At 70.8% G+C, this 18147-nt stretch carries 17 protein-coding genes and 1 tRNA gene; 7 read left to right on the forward strand and 11 right to left on the reverse strand.

Going from position 1 to position 18147, the window contains the following annotated elements:
- Positions 1-23: 23 nt before the first annotated feature.
- Genes ACFYV5_RS15610 through ACFYV5_RS15625 form a run of 4 tightly spaced genes read left to right on the forward strand, consistent with a single transcriptional unit; the run spans position 24 to position 3580 of the window.
- Entirely contained in the window at positions 24-986 is a 963-nt protein-coding gene (locus tag ACFYV5_RS15610; RefSeq protein ID WP_389168957.1) for an ABC transporter ATP-binding protein, read from the forward strand.
- Positions 983-1879: an ABC transporter permease gene (locus tag ACFYV5_RS15615; protein ID WP_355110765.1), complete on the forward strand. Its 897-nt coding sequence runs from the start codon at positions 983-985 to the stop codon at positions 1877-1879. The genes ACFYV5_RS15610 and ACFYV5_RS15615 overlap by 4 nt, the downstream gene beginning before the upstream one ends.
- Before the next feature lie 55 nt (positions 1880-1934).
- Positions 1935-2846 (forward strand): ABC transporter ATP-binding protein, encoded by a 912-nt coding sequence (locus tag ACFYV5_RS15620; RefSeq protein ID WP_389168647.1) that lies wholly within the window; start codon positions 1935-1937, stop codon positions 2844-2846.
- A 14-nt stretch (positions 2847-2860) separates the two neighbouring features.
- On the forward strand, positions 2861-3580 hold the full coding sequence (locus ACFYV5_RS15625) for an ABC transporter permease (protein WP_355110767.1): 720 nt from the start codon (positions 2861-2863) through the stop codon (positions 3578-3580).
- 24 nt (positions 3581-3604) lie between these two features.
- On the opposite strand, the gene ACFYV5_RS15630 is transcribed toward ACFYV5_RS15625, so the two are convergent.
- A complete protein-coding gene (locus ACFYV5_RS15630) occupies positions 3605-4861 on the reverse strand; it encodes a CynX/NimT family MFS transporter (protein WP_389168650.1) in 1257 nt (418 codons plus the stop codon).
- Positions 4858-5661, reverse strand: coding sequence for a FadR/GntR family transcriptional regulator (locus ACFYV5_RS15635; protein WP_389168652.1), 804 nt, complete (start codon positions 5659-5661; stop codon positions 4858-4860). Before ACFYV5_RS15635 ends, ACFYV5_RS15630 begins: the two co-directional genes overlap by 4 nt.
- A 125-nt stretch (positions 5662-5786) precedes the next feature.
- Here ACFYV5_RS15635 and lpdA point away from each other — a divergent pair, with 125 nt between their 5' ends.
- Both lpdA and ACFYV5_RS15645 read left to right on the forward strand, forming a co-directional pair.
- Positions 5787-7190, forward strand: coding sequence for a dihydrolipoyl dehydrogenase (gene lpdA, locus ACFYV5_RS15640; protein WP_389168654.1), 1404 nt, complete (start codon positions 5787-5789; stop codon positions 7188-7190).
- A gap of 333 nt (positions 7191-7523) precedes the next feature.
- Positions 7524-7608, forward strand: a tRNA-Ser gene (locus ACFYV5_RS15645).
- Positions 7609-7676: 68 nt separating this feature from the next.
- On the opposite strand, the gene ACFYV5_RS15650 is transcribed toward ACFYV5_RS15645, so the two are convergent.
- The 9 genes from ACFYV5_RS15650 to ACFYV5_RS15690 form a co-directional block, all read right to left on the reverse strand.
- The gene (locus ACFYV5_RS15650; RefSeq protein WP_355110770.1) at positions 7677-8489 is read right to left on the reverse strand and encodes an HAD family hydrolase; all 813 of its coding nucleotides are present in this window, start codon (positions 8487-8489) and stop codon (positions 7677-7679) included.
- Positions 8486-9775, reverse strand: coding sequence for a serine--tRNA ligase (gene serS, locus ACFYV5_RS15655; protein ID WP_355110771.1), 1290 nt, complete (start codon positions 9773-9775; stop codon positions 8486-8488). The genes ACFYV5_RS15650 and serS overlap by 4 nt, the downstream gene beginning before the upstream one ends.
- A 432-nt stretch (positions 9776-10207) precedes the next feature.
- On the reverse strand, positions 10208-11143 hold the full coding sequence (gene pheA / locus ACFYV5_RS15660) for a prephenate dehydratase (RefSeq protein WP_355110772.1): 936 nt from the start codon (positions 11141-11143) through the stop codon (positions 10208-10210).
- Positions 11144-11193: 50 nt separating this feature from the next.
- On the reverse strand, positions 11194-12468 hold the full coding sequence (efeB, locus tag ACFYV5_RS15665; protein ID WP_389168657.1) for an iron uptake transporter deferrochelatase/peroxidase subunit: 1275 nt from the start codon (positions 12466-12468) through the stop codon (positions 11194-11196).
- A gap of 5 nt (positions 12469-12473) precedes the next feature.
- Positions 12474-14396 carry a copper resistance CopC/CopD family protein gene (locus tag ACFYV5_RS15670; protein WP_389168659.1) on the reverse strand — a complete coding sequence of 641 codons (1923 nt, stop codon included), beginning with the start codon at positions 14394-14396 and terminating at the stop codon, positions 12474-12476.
- A gap of 25 nt (positions 14397-14421) precedes the next feature.
- Positions 14422-14874: a copper chaperone PCu(A)C gene (locus ACFYV5_RS15675; RefSeq protein WP_389168661.1), complete on the reverse strand. Its 453-nt coding sequence runs from the start codon at positions 14872-14874 to the stop codon at positions 14422-14424.
- On the reverse strand, positions 14871-15602 hold the full coding sequence (locus tag ACFYV5_RS15680) for an SCO family protein (protein WP_389168663.1): 732 nt from the start codon (positions 15600-15602) through the stop codon (positions 14871-14873). The genes ACFYV5_RS15675 and ACFYV5_RS15680 overlap by 4 nt, the downstream gene beginning before the upstream one ends.
- A gap of 26 nt (positions 15603-15628) precedes the next feature.
- The gene (locus tag ACFYV5_RS15685; protein WP_389168665.1) at positions 15629-16420 is read right to left on the reverse strand and encodes a YcnI family protein; all 792 of its coding nucleotides are present in this window, start codon (positions 16418-16420) and stop codon (positions 15629-15631) included.
- 119 nt (positions 16421-16539) lie between these two features.
- Positions 16540-17343 (reverse strand): hypothetical protein, encoded by an 804-nt coding sequence (locus ACFYV5_RS15690; RefSeq protein WP_389168667.1) that lies wholly within the window; start codon positions 17341-17343, stop codon positions 16540-16542.
- A 253-nt stretch (positions 17344-17596) separates the two neighbouring features.
- On the opposite strand from ACFYV5_RS15690, the gene ACFYV5_RS15695 reads away from it, so the two are divergent.
- Positions 17597-18040, forward strand: coding sequence for an ATP-binding protein (locus ACFYV5_RS15695; RefSeq protein WP_355110779.1), 444 nt, complete (start codon positions 17597-17599; stop codon positions 18038-18040).
- Positions 18041-18147: the final 107 nt, after the last annotated feature.

Consider the following 18147-nt stretch of genomic DNA (forward strand, 5'->3'; position numbering starts at 1 on the left):
GCCACTACCGTCGAAGCGTGACTGTGATCGCCACCGAAAGCCTCAGCAAGCGGTTCCCCCGGGTGACCGCCCTCGACCGGCTCTCCCTGGACATCGGGCCCGGTGTGACCGGACTGGTGGGTGCCAACGGAGCCGGCAAGTCCACGATGATCAAAATCCTGCTGGGCCTGTCCCCCGCCACGGAGGGCCGCGCCGAGGTGCTCGGCCTGGACGTCGCCACCTCCGGTGCCCAGATCCGTGAGCGCGTGGGGTACATGCCCGAGCACGACTGCCTCCCGCCGGACGTCTCGGCCACCGAGCTCGTCGTCCACATGGCGCGGATGTCGGGCCTGCCCGCCACCGCCGCCCGTGAGCGGACGGCCGACACGCTGCGCCATGTCGGTCTGTACGAGGAGCGGTACCGCCCCATCGGCGGCTACTCGACCGGCATGAAGCAGCGGGTCAAGCTGGCCCAGGCGCTGGTCCACGACCCGCAGCTGGTCCTCCTCGACGAGCCCACCAACGGCCTCGACCCGGTGGGCCGCGACGAGATGCTCGGCCTGATCCGACGGGTCTGGACGGACTTCGGCATCTCGGTCCTCGTCACCTCCCACCTCCTCGGCGAGCTCGAGCGCACCTGCGACCACGTCGTCGTCATCGACGGCGGCCGGCTGCTGCGCTCCAGCTCCACCAGCGACTTCACCCAGACCACCACGACCCTCGCGGTCGAGGTCACCGACTCCGACACCCACCCCGACGGCGCCCAGGCCCTGCGTGCCGCGCTCGCCGCCGCGGGCGTCACCCTCCACGAGGGCGTGGAGGACGGCCTGCCGGGCGCCGGTCACGTCCTCCTCCTGGAGGCCGCGGGCGAGGAGACGTACGACCTCGTCCGTGACACCGTCGCCGACCTCGGCCTCGGACTCGTACGGATGGAACAGCGGCGCCACCACATCGCCGAGGTCTTCCGCCCCGACGCCCAGCAGCAGGAGGAGGTGCCGGCGCGATGAGCTCCCAGGCCCCCGAGACCACTCAGATCCACAACATCGGCTACCGCAGCTACGACGGGCCGCGCCTCGGCCGGGCGTACGCGCGCCGCGCGCTGTTCTCGCAGTCGCTGCGCGGAGCGTACGGACTGGGCCGCAGCGCCAAGTCCAAGGTGCTCCCGATGATCCTCTTCGCCGTGATGTGCGTTCCGGCGCTGATCATCGTGGCGGTGGCGGTCGTCACCAAGGCGTCGAAGCTGCCGGTGGACTACACCGCCTACGCGATCTACCTCCAGCTCGTGATCTTCATCTACCTGGCCGCCCAGGCCCCCCAGTCCGTCTCCCGGGACCTGAGGTTCCGGACGGTGCCGCTCTATTTCTCGCGGCCGATCGAGCGGACCGACTACGTCCTCGCCAAGTACGGGGCGATGGCCTCCGCGCTCTTCGTCCTCACCGCCGCGCCGCTGCTGATCCTCTTCGTCGGCTCGCTGCTCGCGAAGCTGGACTTCGCCGACCAGGCCAAGGGGTTCGGTCAGGGGCTCGTCTCCGTGGCACTGCTCTCCCTGCTCTTCGGCGGCATCGGCCTGGTCATGGCCGCGCTCACCCCGCGGCGCGGCTTCGGCGTCGCCGCCGTCATCGCCACCCTGGTGATCTCCTACGGCGCGGTCTCCACACTCCAGGGCATCGCCTACGGCACGGACAACATCGACGCCATCCAGTGGATGGGCCTGTTCTCGCCGATCACGCTCATCGACGGAGTGCAGACCGCCTTCCTCGGCGCCACCACCTCCTTCCCCGGAGGGGAAGGAGTCGGACCGGGCGCCGGCGTCGGTGTGGTGTACCTGCTGGTCGTCCTCGCGCTCATCGCCGGCTCGTACGGAGTCCTGATGCGCCGCTACCGAAAGGTCGGGCTGTGACCGTGACCGCCCTCCCGTCGCCCACCACCACCCTGCCAAAGGATGGGCCGCGCCCATGAGCACTCTTTCCATCGACCACGCCTCGCGGTGGTTCGGCAACGTCGTCGCCGTCAACGACGTCACGATGACCGTCGGCCCAGGCGTCACCGGCCTTCTCGGCCCCAACGGCGCCGGGAAGTCGACGCTCATCAACATGATGGGCGGCTTCCTCGCTCCCTCCACCGGCACGGTCACCCTCGACGGCGAGGCGATCTGGCGCAACGAGTCCGTCTACCGGAAGATCGGCGTCGTCCCCGAGCGGGAGGCGATGTACGACTTCCTCACCGGGCGCGAGTTCGTCGTCGCCAACGCCGAGTTGCACGGGCTGGGCGCCGTGGAGGCCCAACGCGCGCTCGCCACGGTCGAGATGGAGTACGCGCAGGACCGCAAGATCGCCACGTACAGCAAGGGCATGCGGCAGCGCGTGAAGATGGCCTCGGCCCTCGTCCACGACCCGGCCGTGCTCCTGCTCGACGAGCCGTTCAACGGCATGGACCCGCGCCAGCGCATGCAGTTGATGGACCTGCTGCGCCGGATGGGCTCGGCGGGCCGCACGGTGCTGTTCTCCTCGCACATCCTGGAGGAGGTCGAGCAGCTCGCCTCGCACATCGAGGTGATCGTGGCCGGGCGCCATGCCGCCTCCGGCGACTTCCGCAAGATCCGCCGGCTCATGACGGACCGGCCGCACCGCTATCTCGTACGGTCCAGCGACGACCGGGCGCTCGCTGCCGCGCTCATCGCCGACCCGTCCACGGCCGGCATCGAGGTCGACCTCGCCGAAGGCGCCCTGCGCATCCAGGCGGTGGACTTCGGACGGTTCACGGAACTGCTGCCCCGGGTCGCCCGCGAGCAGGGGGTCCGGCTGCTGACGGTCTCGCCGTCGGACGAGTCCCTCGAATCGGTCTTCTCGTACCTCGTAGCGGCCTGAAAGGAGCCTGACCGATGTACAACCCCACAGTCGCCCGGCTCACCTACCGGGCCCTGCTCGGCCGCCGGCGGGCGCTGATCCTCTTCGCGCTCCCCGCGCTGCTGCTCCTGATCGCCGCGGCGGTACGGGCGTTCAACGGCGCTGACGACCAGATCGCGGCCGACGTCCTCGGCGGTTTCGCGCTCGCCACGATGGTCCCGCTGATCGGCGTCATCGCCGGTACGGGCGCGATCGGCCCGGAGATCGACGACGGTTCGATCGTCTATCTGCTCTCCAAGCCGGTGAAGCGGCCCACGATCATCTTCACCAAGCTGATCGTCGCCATCGCGGTGACCATGGTCTTCTCGGCGGTCCCCACCTTCGTCGCCGGTCTGATCCTCAACGGCAACGGCCAGCAGGTGGCGGTGGCGTACACCGTCGCGGCGCTGGTGGCCTCCATCGCGTACAGCGCGCTCTTCCTGCTGCTCGGCACGGTCAGCCGCCATGCGGTGGTCATCGGGCTGGTCTACGCGCTGGTCTGGGAGGCTCTGTTCGGATCCCTGATCTCGGGGGCGAAGACGCTCAGCGTGCAGCAGTGGGCGCTCGCGGTCGCCCAGAAGGTCAGCGGCGAGGGCCTGGTCACCTCGGACGTCGGCCTGTCGACGGCGGTGGCGCTGCTGGTCGGTGTGACGGTCCTCGCGACCTGGTACGCGGGCCAGAAGCTCCGGACGCTGAAGCTGGCGGGCGAGGAGTAGGAGCTGAGGCCCCCGGGCCGGGCCTCAGACCTTGGCGTCCCTGGCCGCGAGCAGTCCGACCCCCAGGGCCGCCGCGCAGACGCACAGCACCAGGACGATCGGCACCGTCCAGGAGCCGGTCGCCTGGTGGACCGCGCCGGCGGCCAGCGGTCCGGCCGCGGCGAGCAGATAGCCGACGGTCTGGGCCATGCCGGAGAGCCGCGAGGCGGTGACCGCGTCGCCCGACCGCAGGACGATCAGGGTCAGGGCGAGGCCCACCGCCCCGCCCTGCCCGACGCCAAGGAGCGCGGACCACAGCCAGGCCCCCTGCACCGGGGCGGTCATCAGCCCCGCGTAGCCCGCCGCGACCAGTGCGGTGACGAGGACGACCAGCGGGCGCTGCGTCCGCATCCGGCCCGCGAGCAGCGGCACCGCGAACGCGCCCGCCACCTGGATCAGGTTGTTGAACGCGAAGATCACACCGGCCGTCGAGCGGCTCATCCCGTGGTCCGTGAAGATCGTGGGCATCCAGGCGATCAGCACGTACGACCAGAGTGACTGCAGCCCCATGAAGAGCGTGACCTGCCATGCCAGGGCCGAGCGCCAGACGCTCCTGGCGGGCGCCGCGGGGACGGCCCGTACCTCATGTTCCGTACGGCCCCTGGCGATCAGGACCTGCGGCAGCCAGGCCAGCGCGGCGAGCGCCGCGAGCAGCGACCAGAACCCCAGGGACGCCTCCCAGCCGCCGCCGAGTGCCTCCTCCAGCGGCACCGAGGCAGCCGCCACCACCGTCGCGCCCGCGATCATCGCGCCCGTGTAGAGCGAGGTCATCGACGCGGCCCGGTCGGGGAAGTCCCGCTTGATCAGGCCCGGCATCAGAACGTTGAGCAGGGCGATCGCCGTGCCGACCAGGACGCCGCCGCCGTACAGCGCGTACACCGAGGGCAGGGCGCGCACCAGGATGCCGGCGCCGAGCAGGACCAGCGCGGCGAGCAGCACCGGTTCGACGCCGAAGCGCCGTCCGAGCCAGGGCGCCACCAGCGCGCCGAGGCCCAGGAAGAGCACGGGTACGGACGTCACCAGCGAACTGGCCGTCGACGACAGGCCGAAGGCCGCCGCGATCTCGCCCACCAGCGGTGACACGCTGGCGAGCGCGGCCCGCATGTTGAGCGAGGCCAGCACGATGCCGACCAGCAGCAGGGCGGGGTGGGCGAGCAACGCCCTTCGCCCGGCGGCTCCTCGGGGCGAAGGGAGGACATCGGCCTCGGCCCCGAGGACCGGCGGCCGGGACTCGGTCCTCACAGACCCTCACCCGTCCGGACCTCGCCTGCCGAGCCAGCACCCGTCCGCGCCGCCGCATCCGTCCGCGCCTTGCCCGTCGAGGCCGCACCCGTCCGCGCCGCCCCAGCTGTCCCGGCCTCGCCCGTCGCCTCTCCCGTCAGCGCCGTGATCGTCTCCATCGGGACCCGCAGCAGCTCCCGCGCCCCGGCCTCCGCGCTCTCCGCGTTCCCCGCCTCGATCGCCGCGACCAGCGCCTCGTGGGCGTCGATGTCGACCGGCGGCATCTCCCGGTCGCCGAGCGCCTCCACCAGCACCTCGTGCACCTGCGTGGAGAAGAAGCGGTACACCTCGATGAAGGCCGTGTTGTGCGTGGCCTCGACGACGGCGAGGTGGAAGGCCATGTCCGCGTCCGCGTCTCGGTCGCCCTCCTCGCGGAGGGTCGTCAGCGCCGCCCGCAGCCGCAGCAGGTCATGGGTGTCCCGCCGTACCGCCGCGAGGCGCGCCGCCTCCGCCTCCAGGGCCATCCGCAGCTCCATGACGTCCCGCGCGCCCGCGTGGCGTACTCCGCGCAGGACGGCGGCCGGATCGGCGGTCGACCTGACAAAGGTGCCGTTGCCCTGGCGGGACTCCAGAAGACCGGCGTGGACCAGAACCCGTACGGCCTCGCGGACCGTGTTGCGCCCCACGCCCAGCTGCTCGGCGAGCTCGTGCTCGGTCGGGATGCGGTCCCCGACCTGCCACTCGCCCTCCGCGAGCTGCTCGCGCAGCTGCTCCACCACGGAGTCCACCAACGAGGTACGCCCCGCGGCCTTCAGCGCCATCACCACTCCACCTGAGTATTCGCCCGGTTGCCCAGTCATCCTACAACTGACCGCGCGAGGGGCACCGGACTACTGTGGGGCCCGTACGCGGACACGAACACCCTCACCACCTTCGGGAGTCAGTCATGTCAGACCGCTTCGACGTCGTCGTACTCGGAGCTGGCCCCGGCGGCTACGTCGCCGCCATCCGCGCCGCCCAGCTGGGCAAGCGGGTCGCGGTCGTCGAAGAGAAGTACTGGGGCGGTGTCTGCCTGAACGTCGGCTGCATCCCCACCAAGGCGCTGCTGCGCAACGCCGAGCTCGCCCACATCTTCAACCACGAGGCGAAGACCTTCGGCATCAAGGTCGACGGCACGGTCTCCTTCGACTACGGCGAGGCGTTCCGCCGCAGCCGCACGGTCGCGGACGGCCGGGTCAAGGGCGTCCACTTCCTGATGAAGAAGAACGGGATCACCGAGTTCGACGGGCGCGGCACCTTCGTCGACGCGAACACCCTGCAGGTCGCCACGTCCGACGGCACCTCGCAGACGATCACGTTCGACAACTGCATCATCGCCACCGGCGCCACCCCGCGCCTGCTGCCCGGCACGTCCCGCAGCGAGCGCGTGGTGACCTTCGAGGAGCAGATCGTCGCCGAGGACGTGCCGCAGTCGATCATCATCGCCGGTGCCGGCGCGATCGGCATCGAGTTCGCGTACGTGCTCCACAACTACGGCGTGAAGGTCACCATCGTCGAGTTCCTGGACCGGATCGCGCCGCTGGAGGACGCCGACGTCTCCAAGGAGCTGGCCAAGCAGTACCGCAAGCTCGGCATCGACGTCCTGACCTCGACGCGCGTCGAGACGATCGACGAGTCCGGCCCGCAGGTCCGCGTCACCGTCACCGGCAAGGACGGCGCGCAGAAGGTCCTGGAGGCCGACAAGGTCCTGCAGGCCATCGGCTTCGCCCCGAACGTCTCCGGCTACGGCCTGGAGAACACCGGCGTGGCGCTGACCGAGCGCGGCGCGATCGAGGTGGACGGCCGCTGCCGCACCAACGTGCCGCACATCTACGCCATCGGCGACGTGACCGCGAAGCTGATGCTCGCGCACACCGCCGAGTCCATGGGTGTCGTCGCCGCCGAGACCATCGGGGACGCCGAGACCATGGAGCTGGACTACCCGATGATCCCGCGCGCCACCTACTGCCAGCCGCAGATCGCCAGCTTCGGCTGGACCGAGGCGCAGGCGCGGGAGAAGGGCTTCGACGTCAAGGTCGCCAAGTTCCCCTTCACGGCGAACGGCAAGGCGCACGGCCTCGGCGACTCGACCGGCTTCGTCAAGATCATCAGCGACGGGAAGTACGGCGAGATCATCGGCGCCCACCTGATCGGCCCGGACGTCACCGAGCTTCTGCCGGAGCTGACGCTGGCGCAGCAGTGGGACCTGACGGTCCACGAGGTCGCGCGGAACGTCCACGCACACCCGACGCTGGGCGAGGCCGTGAAGGAAGCGATCCACGGTCTGGCCGGACACATGATCAATTTCTAGCGGTTCCTGGTTTCTAGCGGTTCCTGGTTTCCAGCTTCCCGGCTTCCGGGTTCCGGGTGGCGGACCGTCCCGACCGACCAGGTCGTGGGCGCGTTCGTCACCCGGTACGCATGTCCGGCCGCTCGGCTAATTCGGTGGCGCGCGAACGAGCCCTGGGCGCACAGTGGTTGTGCGGGGGACACCCGCCAGGAGGCCGGGGAGGAGCGCGACGATGACCGACACCAGTTCGAGCCGGAGTTCGAGTCCGTCGAGCTCCCTGCAGGGCGGCGCCCCCTAGCGCCGCCGGGGCGGCCGCTTCGAGCGCGCGACGTTCTCCGCGCGGGCCGCCCACCCGGAGGATTGGCCGAGTGGTAAGGCAGCGGCTTGCTAAGCCGTCGTCGGGGTCACCCCCGCGCGCGTTCGATCCGCGCATCCTCCGCCGTGGCGCCCGTGGCGCCCGTGGCGCCCGTGGCGCCCGTACCAGCCGACCCGTACCCCCGTACAGGACTACCGAGCGAGCAAACGCTCCAGGACGACCGCGATGCCGTCCTCCTCGTTCGACGTCGTCACCTCGTCCGCGACCGCCTTCAGGGCCTCGTGCGCGTTCGCCATCGCCACGCCCCGCGCCGCCCAGCCGAACATCGGGATGTCGTTCGGCATGTCGCCGAAGGCGATCGTGTCCGCCGCCTTCGCACCCAGCCTGCGCGCCGCGAGCGACAGACCGGTGGCCTTGGTCAGGCCCAGCGGAAGGATCTCCACTATCCCCGCTCCCGCCATGACCACGTCCACCAGGCTGCCGACCGTCTGCCGGGCGGCACTCGCCAGCTCGTCGTCCGACAGGGTGGGGTGCTGGATGTAGAGCTTGTTCAGCGGGGCGGACCACAGCTCCGTCGGGTCCTCGAAGAGGACCACCGGCAGCGGCCCTTCCTGGAGCCGGTAGTCGGCGCTGACCAGCACCTCGCCGTCCAGGCCGTCGCGGCTGGCGGCCAGGGCCAGCGGCCCGACCTCGGCCTCGATCTTCGACAGCGCCAGGCCGGCCAGCTGCCGGTCCAGGGTCACCGACGTCAGCAGCCTGCGCTCACCCGCGTGATAGACCTGCGCGCCCTGACCGCACACCGCGAGCCCCTCGTAGCCGAGGTCGTCGAGGATGTGCCGGGTCCAGGGCACGGAGCGGCCCGTGACGACGATGTGCGCCGCCCCCGCCGCCACCACGGCGGCGAGGGCGTCACGCGTACGCTCCGAGACCGACTCGTCGGACCGCAGCAGCGTGCCGTCGAGGTCCGTCGCGACGAGTTTGTACGGGAACGGGGACGGGCTCACTTGGAGATCGGCTCCAGGACCTCGCGGCCACCCAGATACGGCCGCAGCACCTCCGGCACGCGCACCGAGCCGTCCGCCAGCTGGTGGTTCTCCAGGATCGCCACGATCGTGCGCGGTACGGCGCACAGGGTGCCGTTCAGCGTCGCCAGCGGCTGCACGACCTTCTTGCCGTTCCGCTCGTCACGCATCCGCACGGACAGGCGGCGCGCCTGGAAACCGTCGCAGTTCGACGCCGAGGTCAGCTCGCGGTACTTGCCCTGCGTCGGGATCCACGCCTCGCAGTCGAACTTCCGCGAGGCCGAGGAGCCGAGGTCGCCGGTGGCCACGTCGATGACCTGGAAGGGCAGCTCGAGGCTGGTCAGCCACTGCTTCTCCCAGTCCAGGAGCCGCTTGTGCTCGTTCTCGGCGTCCTCCGGAGCGACGTACGAGAACATCTCGACCTTGTCGAACTGGTGGACCCGGAAGATGCCCCGGGTGTCCTTGCCGTACGTACCGGCCTCGCGGCGGAAGCACGGCGAGAAGCCGGCGTAGCGCAGCGGCAGCTTGTCGGCGTCGATGATCTCGTCCATGTGGTACGCGGCGAGCGGCACCTCGGACGTACCGACGAGGTAGAAGTCGTCCTTCTCCAGGTGGTACACGTTCTCCGCGGCCTGGCCGAGGAAGCCGGTGCCCTCCATGGCGCGCGGGCGGACCAGCGCCGGCGTCAGCATCGGGATGAACCCGGCCTCGGTCGCCTGCGCGATCGCCGCGTTGACGAGGGCCAGCTCCAGCAGGGCGCCGACACCCGTCAGGTAGTAGAAGCGCGAGCCGGAGACCTTGGCGCCCCGCTCGACGTCGATGGCGCCCAGCGCCTCGCCCAGCTCCAGGTGGTCCTTGGGCTCGAAGCCCTCGGCCGCGAAGTCGCGGATGGTGCCGTGCGTCTCGAGGACGACGAAGTCCTCCTCGCCGCCGACGGGCACGTCCGCGTGGACGATGTTGCCGAGCTGGAGCAGGAGGGCGCGGGCGGTCTCGTCGGCCTCGTTCTGCTCGGCCTCGGCCGCCTTGACGTCGGTCTTGAGCTGCTCGGCCTTCTGCAGGAGCTCGGCGCGCTGCTCGGGGGTGGCCTTGGGGATCAGCTTGCCGAGCGCCTTCTGCTCGGAGCGGAGCTCGTCGAAGCGGACGCCGGACGACCTGCGCCGTTCATCGGCGGAGAGCAGGGCGTCGACGAGGGCGACGTCCTCTCCACGGGCGCGCTGGGAGGCGCGAACACGGTCGGGGTCCTCACGGAGCAGGCGAAGGTCAATCACCCCACCAGGCTACCGGTGCGGGCTCGTGACACCCCAACCGGATATAGCCTTGCGTGTCGCTTTGCCCTAATTGCCGGGATTGGGATTTGCTGTTTTCCACAGGCTGTGTGGAAAATCTGTGGATCGCGAACGCATTCCTCGGCCAATCGCGATCAAACCCGCCCTGTGCACTCTTCCGAGTGGGAATTCCCCGCCTTAAGGGGTGATCACGAGAATTGGGGTGACGTGGGCCCGCCTGGGCTCTGTGGGTGAACGCGAGGCGACCGGGGCGATTTGTCGACCTTGCCCGTGCGCCATATCGACTTGTCCCCAGGTCGCACCGAGCGCCTGTGGATAACTATGGGATTCAGCGGAAAATATGCAGGTAGGACTAGTGGTTCACGCCTGTGGACGACCGCGCCCCGGCGCACGGGGCGAGGGGCCATCATCGGATCAGGCCCGACCGTCCTGGGCCCTCGCCAGCCAATCGGAGGCCGCCATGAACTCCGCGTCCGAGGTCCCGCGCCGCAGCGCCCGTACGTCCTTCACCGCGACGCCCGCCCGCGGGTACGACCCGAGGAACCGCACCTTCGGGCAGATCCGCTTCAGACCCATCAGCGCCTCGCCCACCCGCCGGTCGGAGATATGGCCCTCGGCGTCCACGGCGAAGCAGTAGTTGCCGATGCCCGCGCCCGTCGGGCGTGACTGGATCAGCATCAGGTTGACCCCGCGCACCGCGAATTCCTGGAGCAGCTCGAGGAGGGCACCCGGATGGTCATCACCCAGCCACAGCACGACCGAGGTCTTGTCCGCTCCCGTCGGCGCGGCCGGCCGCGCCGGCCGGCCCACCAGGACGAACCGCGTCTCGGCGTTCTCCGCGTCGTGGATCTCGGTGACCAGCGCCTCCAGGCCGTAGGTCGCCGCCGCGAACTCCCCGGCGAAGGCCGCGTCGAACCGGCCCTCCTGCACGAGCCGGGCCCCGTCCGCGTTCGAGGCGGCCGACTCCCACCGGGCGTCGGGCAGATGCGCCCGCAGCCAGTTCCGTACCTGCGGCTGGGCCACCGGGTGACCGGTGACCGTCTTGATCTCCGACAGTTCGGTGCCCGGCCGTACGAGCAGGGCGAAGGCGATCGGCAGGACCACCTCGCGGTAGATCATCAGGTGCTCGCCGGAGGCCAGTTCGTCCAGGGTCGCGGTGACCCCGCCCTCCACCGAGTTCTCGATCGGTACGAGAGCGGCGGCAGCCTCTCCGTTGCGTACGGCGTCCAGCGCGGCCGGGACGGAGACCATCGGGACGAGCTCCCGGGTCGCGGCCTCGGGCAGCGTCCGCAGCGCGGCCTCCGTGAAAGTGCCTTCGGGACCGAGATACGTATACCGGGTGGCTGACATACGGTCACCCTAATAGGCGCGGGAGCTGTCGACCCGACGCCCGCCCGGGGTCATGACTCCAGCAGCCGCTGGCCCACGTACTCGCCCTCCGCGGCCCCACCCGGTACGGCGAACAGGCCGCTGGCCTCGTGGCGGACGAAGGCGGACAGCGCGTCGCCCCGGTCGAGCTTGCGCTGCACGGGCACGAAGCCGCGCAGCGGATCGGCCTGCCAGCAGATGAAGAGCAGCCCCGCGTCGGGTGTGCCGTCCGGCCCGATGCCGTCGTGGAAGGAGAACGGCCGCCGCAGCATCGCCGCTCCGCCGTTCTGTTCGGGGGCGGAGATACGGGAGTGGGCGTTGTCGGGGATCACGAGCTTGCCGTCCGGTCCGACCTTGTTCAGGTCGAGCTCGGTCGTCTCGGTGCCGCCGGTGAGCGGGGCGCCGTCCGATTTCCGTCGGCCGATGACCTTCTCCTGCTGGTCCAGCGGGAGCTTCTCCCAGTCGTCGAGGAGCATGCGGATCCGGCGTACGACGGCGTACGAGCCCCCGGCCATCCACTCCTGCGCGCCCGAGGCGCCCGCGCCGGCCGCGGTCTCCGGGACGAAGATCCGCTGGTCGAAGTCGGGATCGGTGGGCTTCGGGTTGCCGGTCCCGTCCACCTGCCCCATGAGGTTGCGGGCCGTCATGGGCCGCGCGGTCGCGCCCGCCGACCGGTTGAAGCCGTTCATCTGCCAGCGCACCTTCGCGGCCGAGCCGGCGTCCTTCTGCAGGGCGCGCAGTGCGTGGAAGGCGACCAGCGCGTCGTCCGCGCCGATCTGCACCCAGAGGTCGCCCTCCGAGCGCTTGGGGTCCAGCGCGTCGGAGGAGAAGGCGGGCAGCGGATCGAGCTGCGTCGGGCGGCGCGCGGTGAGTCCGGTCCGGCCGAAGAAGGAGTGGCCGAAGCCGAAGGTGACCGTCAGCGAGGAGGGGCCCGCGTCCAGGGCGATGCCGGTGTCGTCGGTCGACGGCTTGCCCGCCATCAGCGCCTTGGCCGTCGCCGACCAGCGGCGCAGCAGGGCGGCGGCCTCCTTGCGGCCCGCTCCGGGGGCGAGGTCGAAGGCGATCAGATGACCGCGCGACTGAAGCGGAGTGGTGATCCCCGCTTGATGTTTCCCGTGAAACATCGCCTCCGTCGCCCCGACCGTCGTCAGTGCCTTCGCGTCGGTGGCCGAAGGGCCGGAGTCGGCGACCGCCGCGTACACCCCGGCTCCGCCGGCGGCGCCGAGCGCGATTCCGGCCGCGCCCGCCGCGCCGACCGTGCCGAGCATCCGTCGCCGGGAGATCTCAAGGTTGTCGTTGTCGCTCACGCGGGTCAGCCGATCTTCACGTTCTTGTCGATGGTGGTCTGGTCGATGTCGGAGGTACGGACCGTCACCTGGATCTGCCATTCACCGGCCATCGGGATCTGGACGCCGCTCGCGCTCCAGTGTCCGGTCTGGATCCGGTCGGGTACGACGGGCAGCGGGCCGACGTTCTTCTCCTTCAAGGTGAAGGCGACCTTGATCTCGGGGACGTCCAGCGGGCGCCCGTTGGGCCGGTCGACATAGAGGTGCAGGGCGTTGGCGCCGGTACGGCCGGGGTCGAGGCTGAGCCGTACCGTTCCCTTGCCGTCCACGCCACCGGTGTCGAAGGGCAGCCGGATGTCGATGGGCCGCTCGGGTACGGCGGCCGAGCCGGACGTGGACGCGGAGCGCCCGGCCTCTTCCTCCGTACGACCGGGTTCGGTCGAGGTCAGGACGGTGGTCACGGCGAGCAGGGCGACGGCGACGACGGCCTCGGTGAGGACCGAGCGGCGCAGGCCGCTGCGTTCCGGGTCGGCGTCGCGGTCGCGCTTCTTCCGGGCGGTGGCGACGGCGGCCCGTTGGCGCGCGAGCTGGGCGGCCCGTACGGGGTCGACGTCCTCCACACGGTCCCCGCCGACGCTGTCCGTGTCGTCGGAGACCGTGTCGTCGGTCTCTGTGTCCTCGGCGCTCTCGGCGCTCTCCGTCTCCGCCGGTGCGCCGAGTCGCTGGGTCCAGCGGCGGGAGATCCAGGCGATGCCCACGAGCACGGCCACGAGCCCGACCTTGACCAGCAGCAGCTGTCCGTACGCCGTGCCGGTCAGGGCCGGCCAGGAGCCGACCTGTCGCCAGGACTGGTAGAGCCCGGTGGCCGCGAGGACGACCACCGACCCGAAGGCGACCTTCGAGAAGCGCTCGACAGCCGCCCGCTCGATGTCGGGTGCCCGGTACAGCGCGACGAGTAGTGCCGTCAGGCCACCGAGCCAGGCGGCCACGGCCAGCAGGTGCAGGATGTCGATGGGCATCGCGATCCCCGGCTGCAGGCCGGTCGAGGCGTGTTCAGCAAGTGCCCAGGTGCCCGCGATGCCGGCGGCCACCACGGAGCCGCCGATCGCGAGGCCGAAGGTGAGGTCCTTCTTCTCCTTCTCGTCGGTCCGCTTCGTGTACGCACCGAACAGCACGGCGACGAAGAGCGCGGCCGCGCCCAGGAGCATCAGCCGGGAGATCAGCGCGGCGCCGGTCTTCGTCTCCAGGACGGACTTCAGTCCGCCGAGGTCGAAGGCGTCGGCGAGTTCGCCGGAGCCGGTGTACGGGTTGCGCAGCAGCAGCATGACCAGGGTGGCCGCGGTGAGCGTCAGCCAGCCTCGGACCACGAGCCGCTGCACCGGACGCACGGCGGCGCCGCGCGGCCAGCAGGCGAGGACGAAGGCGCCGCCGCCGACGAGGACGACGAAGCCGGCGTAGGAGAGGTAGCGGGCGATGCCGTACAGCGTGCCGACGAGCCCGCCGCCGGCTTCCTGGTCGGGCAGGGCGACGGAGGTCTGGGAGGGGGCGCCGATGGAGAAGGTGAAGGCGCCGGCGATGGGGTGGCTGTCGGCGGAGACGGTCTGCCAGGCGACGGTGTAGGTGCCTTCCGGCAGGCCGGAGCGGAGCCCCACCCCGTACTTGACGATCGATCCGCTGCACAGGTCGCGGATCTCTCCGGTGTCGACCCGCTTCCCCGCCGGATCGAGGATCCGGATGGAGTCGGCGCTCATGGCGACCTGTTCGGAGAAGGTGAGGTTGACGTCCTTGGGGGCGGTGGCGACCACCGCCCCGTCCTTCGGGTCGCTGCCGGTGAGCGCGGCATGTGCGGACGCGGGCGCGGCGCCGGCGAGCAGGGTGCCGAGGAGCGCGGCCGTGACGAGCAGGAGCCGGGCCAGGGCGGTTCCGAGGCGCGGGGCGGTGGCTGGCATGAGTGTGGTCAGTCCCTCACGTAGCTCAGTGCTGCTTCGGGTTGTGGGTGGCGGCCTCGACGGGAAGGTCGACCGTGATGGGGTCGGCCTTCTCGAAGTGCAGCTCGATGCTGACGTTCTCGCCCTGCTTCGGCTTGACCTTGAGACCCATGAGCATGATGTGGTTGCCGCCGCGTTCGAGCTTCAGCTCACCGTGGGCAGGGATGTCGAAGGACTTCACCTCCTGCATCTTCTGGTCCTTCGTCTCGTGGATCGTCACGTCGTCCGCGATCGGGCTGGTGACGGAGGTGAGCTTGTCGGCCGTGTCGCCGTCGTTCGTGATCGTCAGGAACCCGCCGGCCATGTCCGCCACCGGCTGCGGCATGAAGGCGCCGGAGACCTTCAGTTCGGGCGTGCTGTCGGTGGAGCAACCGGCCAGCGCCGCCCCGGAGACGAGGGTCAGGGCGACGGCGAGGGCGCGGGTGGTGCGGCGGTTCACGGGTTCTCCCCCTTGATGATCTTCGGCAGGTCCTTGGCGTAGTCGTCGACGGTGGTGTCCTCGCCGTACAGGACGTAGCCCTGGTCGGTGGTGGGCGAGAACGCGATCACCTGGGCTCCGTGCATGGAGACGACCGAGCCGTTCTTCTCCTTCTTCGGCGGGTCGATGCCGATGCCGATCTGGCGGGCGCCCGCCTGGATCGCGGAGAAGTCGCCGGTGAGACCGGTGAAGGAGGGGTCACCGGCGGCCGGCAGCCACTTGGCGAGTTCGGCCGAGGTGTCCCGCTCGGGGTCGGTGGTGACGAAGACGACCTGGAGCTTGTCCTGGTCCGCCTTGGGGAGCTGCTTCTTGGCGATGGCGATGTTGCTCATCGTCAACGGGCAGACGTCGGGGCAGTGGGTGTAGCCGAAGTAGATCAGCGTCGGCTTGCCCTTGGTCCGCTCGCGGAGGTCGAACTTCTGGCCCTTGGTGTCCGTGAGGACGAGGTCGGGCTTGGTGAACGGCCGGTCGAGGACCGTCGCCGCCTTGGTGGTGTCGCTGTCGGTGGAGACCTCGGCGACCGGTCCGGTGCCGGCGCCGGTCGCCTTGTCGTCGCCTCCGCCGAGGCCGACGAAGGCGGTGACCACGAGGGCGGCGGCGGCCACGGCGGACGCGGCGATCAGGGGGGCGCGGCGGCTCGGCCGGGCCTGCTCATCGGTCTTCGGGTCGGTCGACTTCTGGACTGACATGAGTGGCGTTCTTTCTACGGAAGGGTTCAGGCCGAGCGGCGGCGGCCGGCGAGCACACCGAAGGCGACGCCCGCGATGCCCACGAGGATGCCGATGACGCCGAGCACACGCGCGGTGGTGTCGGAGCCGGAGGAGCCGGAGTCGGCGTGGGAGCCGGCGGCCTCGGTGTGCGACGCCTTGCCGTGCCCGGCCTTGTCCTCTGCCTTGTCCTCCGCCTTGTCGTCCGCCTTGGCGCCGCCGCCGTGGTGGTCGTCGGTCGCCGCGGACAGCTTCAGGACGGGAGCGGGATTCTGCGGCTCGGCCGCGCCTTCCTTCGACTCCTCGATCCAGCGGACGACCTCGTTGTTGTCGTAGGTCTGGATGGCCTTGAGGACGAGCTGGTCGGTGTCCTCCGGCAGCTGCCCGAGGGAGAGCGGGAACTGCTGGAACTGTCCGGGGCCGATCTTCGAGCCGTCCGCGGTCCAGGTGACCTTGGCGACGGCTTCGTTGATCTTCTTGCCGTGCAGCTCCAGCGGCTTGGCGAGCTTGGCCTTGGTGACCTCGGCCTTCCAGCCCGGTACCGGCTGCGGCATCACGGACGCGAGCGGGTGGTCGGTGGGGAAGTTGACCTCGACCTTGACGGTGGAGGCGTTGTCGCGCTCGTTGGGGACCTTGATGTTCACGGTCGCGTATCCGCCCTTCGCGGCCTCGCCCTGGGGCTGCACGCTGACGTGCGCGAAGGCGGTGCCGGAGAGCAGGGCGACGGAGGACAGGGCGATGCCACCGGCGACGGCGATACGGGAGACGGCGGTACGGGAGGCGGAAGCGGAAACGGTCATGGCAGAAGACACTCCAGCTCGGGAGGGAAGGTGAGAGGCAGGCACGCCGGGCGCACGGACGGGTGCGCGCGGACGCTCGCGGCCCGCTCCCGTGAGTGATGAGCGGTGAGCGGTCCGCGTCAGGCTGCGAGGACGCAGTCGGCGGCCGGCGGGCCGCGCCGGATGACCGTGTGCTGGAGTGCCGCCGCGTCGGGCGGCGGGGTGTCGTCGGCCGCGGTACGGGCGGGGCGGCGGGGACCGGCTGCCGGCAGTCCGGGAAGACCGGAGAGCAGGGCGCGTACGAGCGTCAGTGCGGCGCGCAGGGAGCGGACGAGGGCGCCTTCGGCCAGCTCGGTCGCTCCCTGGGAGGAGAGCCGGACGAGCCGGCCGAGGGCGAGGTCGCCGCGGCGCAGCAGCCAACCGGTGGCCAGCGCGGCCAGCAGGTGGCCGAGCGCCATGGGCAGGTCGGGCAGCAGATCTGCGCTCCCCGCGGCCTCTGCCCCCAGATGGGCGGCGTGGGCGGGGTGCGCGTGGGCGGCGGCGTCGGCCGGGTCGAGACCGGCGTCGGTGATGATCCGGGTCGCGTCGGCGGGGCTGAGCGCCGCGGCCCCTGCGCCGCAGACGAGTTTGGCGGCCATGCGGATCAGTGCGTCGTCGGAGGCCGGGCCGAGGGCGTTCGCCGCGAGGGGACGCTGTCCGAGGCCGAACAGGATGTGCAGCCCGAGCTGTCCAGCGGTCAGCGTGCCGACGATGGCGGGCAGCGAGCGCTCCCGCCCGGCGAAGAGCACGGTGATCCCGAAGAGCCCGAGGAACCCGGCGACCACGGCCCACAGCGCGATGCCCGCGCAGGCGGCGAGGGCGTGTCCGAGCCCGGACAGCACGACGCAGACCGCGGTGAACACCGCGGCCCTCAGCAGACGTGGTGCGAGCGCGGGGGCAGACATGGCGGGCCCATCATCGCACCAGGCCCGGACCTGCCGTACGGCAGGTCCGGAAGGTCACCCTTTGGTGCCTTCGGGCCCGACATACACCCGACATACACCGGACACACACGGGACATACACCGGCGTACGGCGTGCCCACATCCGCCGAACGAGCGCTCTTGCGTTCCCCCGGGGCTTACGGGCCCCTTCGGAGGGCAATAGGTATCGGTATGTCGCGCCGCAGCATGTCGAGCCGCAGCCAGGAGGCTGAAGCATGAGCATCTGGTGGTCTCTCCATCTCCGGCGTGAGGCAGCGAGCGTGCCGCTCGCCAGGCGACTCCTTCTCGGCACGATGGAGACGGCGGGTGTCGATCCGGACGTGTCGTACGAGCTGTCGGTGGCCCTGACCGAGGCGTGCGCCAACGCCGTCGAGCACGGTGGCTGTGGCGACACCGGTTCCGGCGTGGGCTCGGAGGCGTACCGGGTCACCGCCTATCTGGACGGTGAGACCTGCCGGATCGAGGTGGCGGACGCGGGCCCGGGCTTCTCCGGCGCCCCGTTGCCCGCGGCCCCGGACGCGGAGAACGGCCGCGGGCTGCGGCTGATCGCGGAGCTCGCCGACCATGTCCACTTCGGCCGTACGGGCCGGGGCGGGGCGCTCGTCTCCTTCGACAAGATCGTCAAATGGCGGACCGACGCTCCCCTCGCGCTGACCTGACACGCTGACCTCCCGCACGATCCGCACGCACGATCCGCACGCACGATCCGCACGCACGATCTGCACGCACGATCTGCATGCACGACCCGCGACCCGCGACCCGCACG

This window comes from Streptomyces sp. NPDC003035 (assembly GCF_042888285.1).
In the GTDB taxonomy this organism is placed as follows: domain Bacteria; phylum Actinomycetota; class Actinomycetes; order Streptomycetales; family Streptomycetaceae; genus Streptomyces.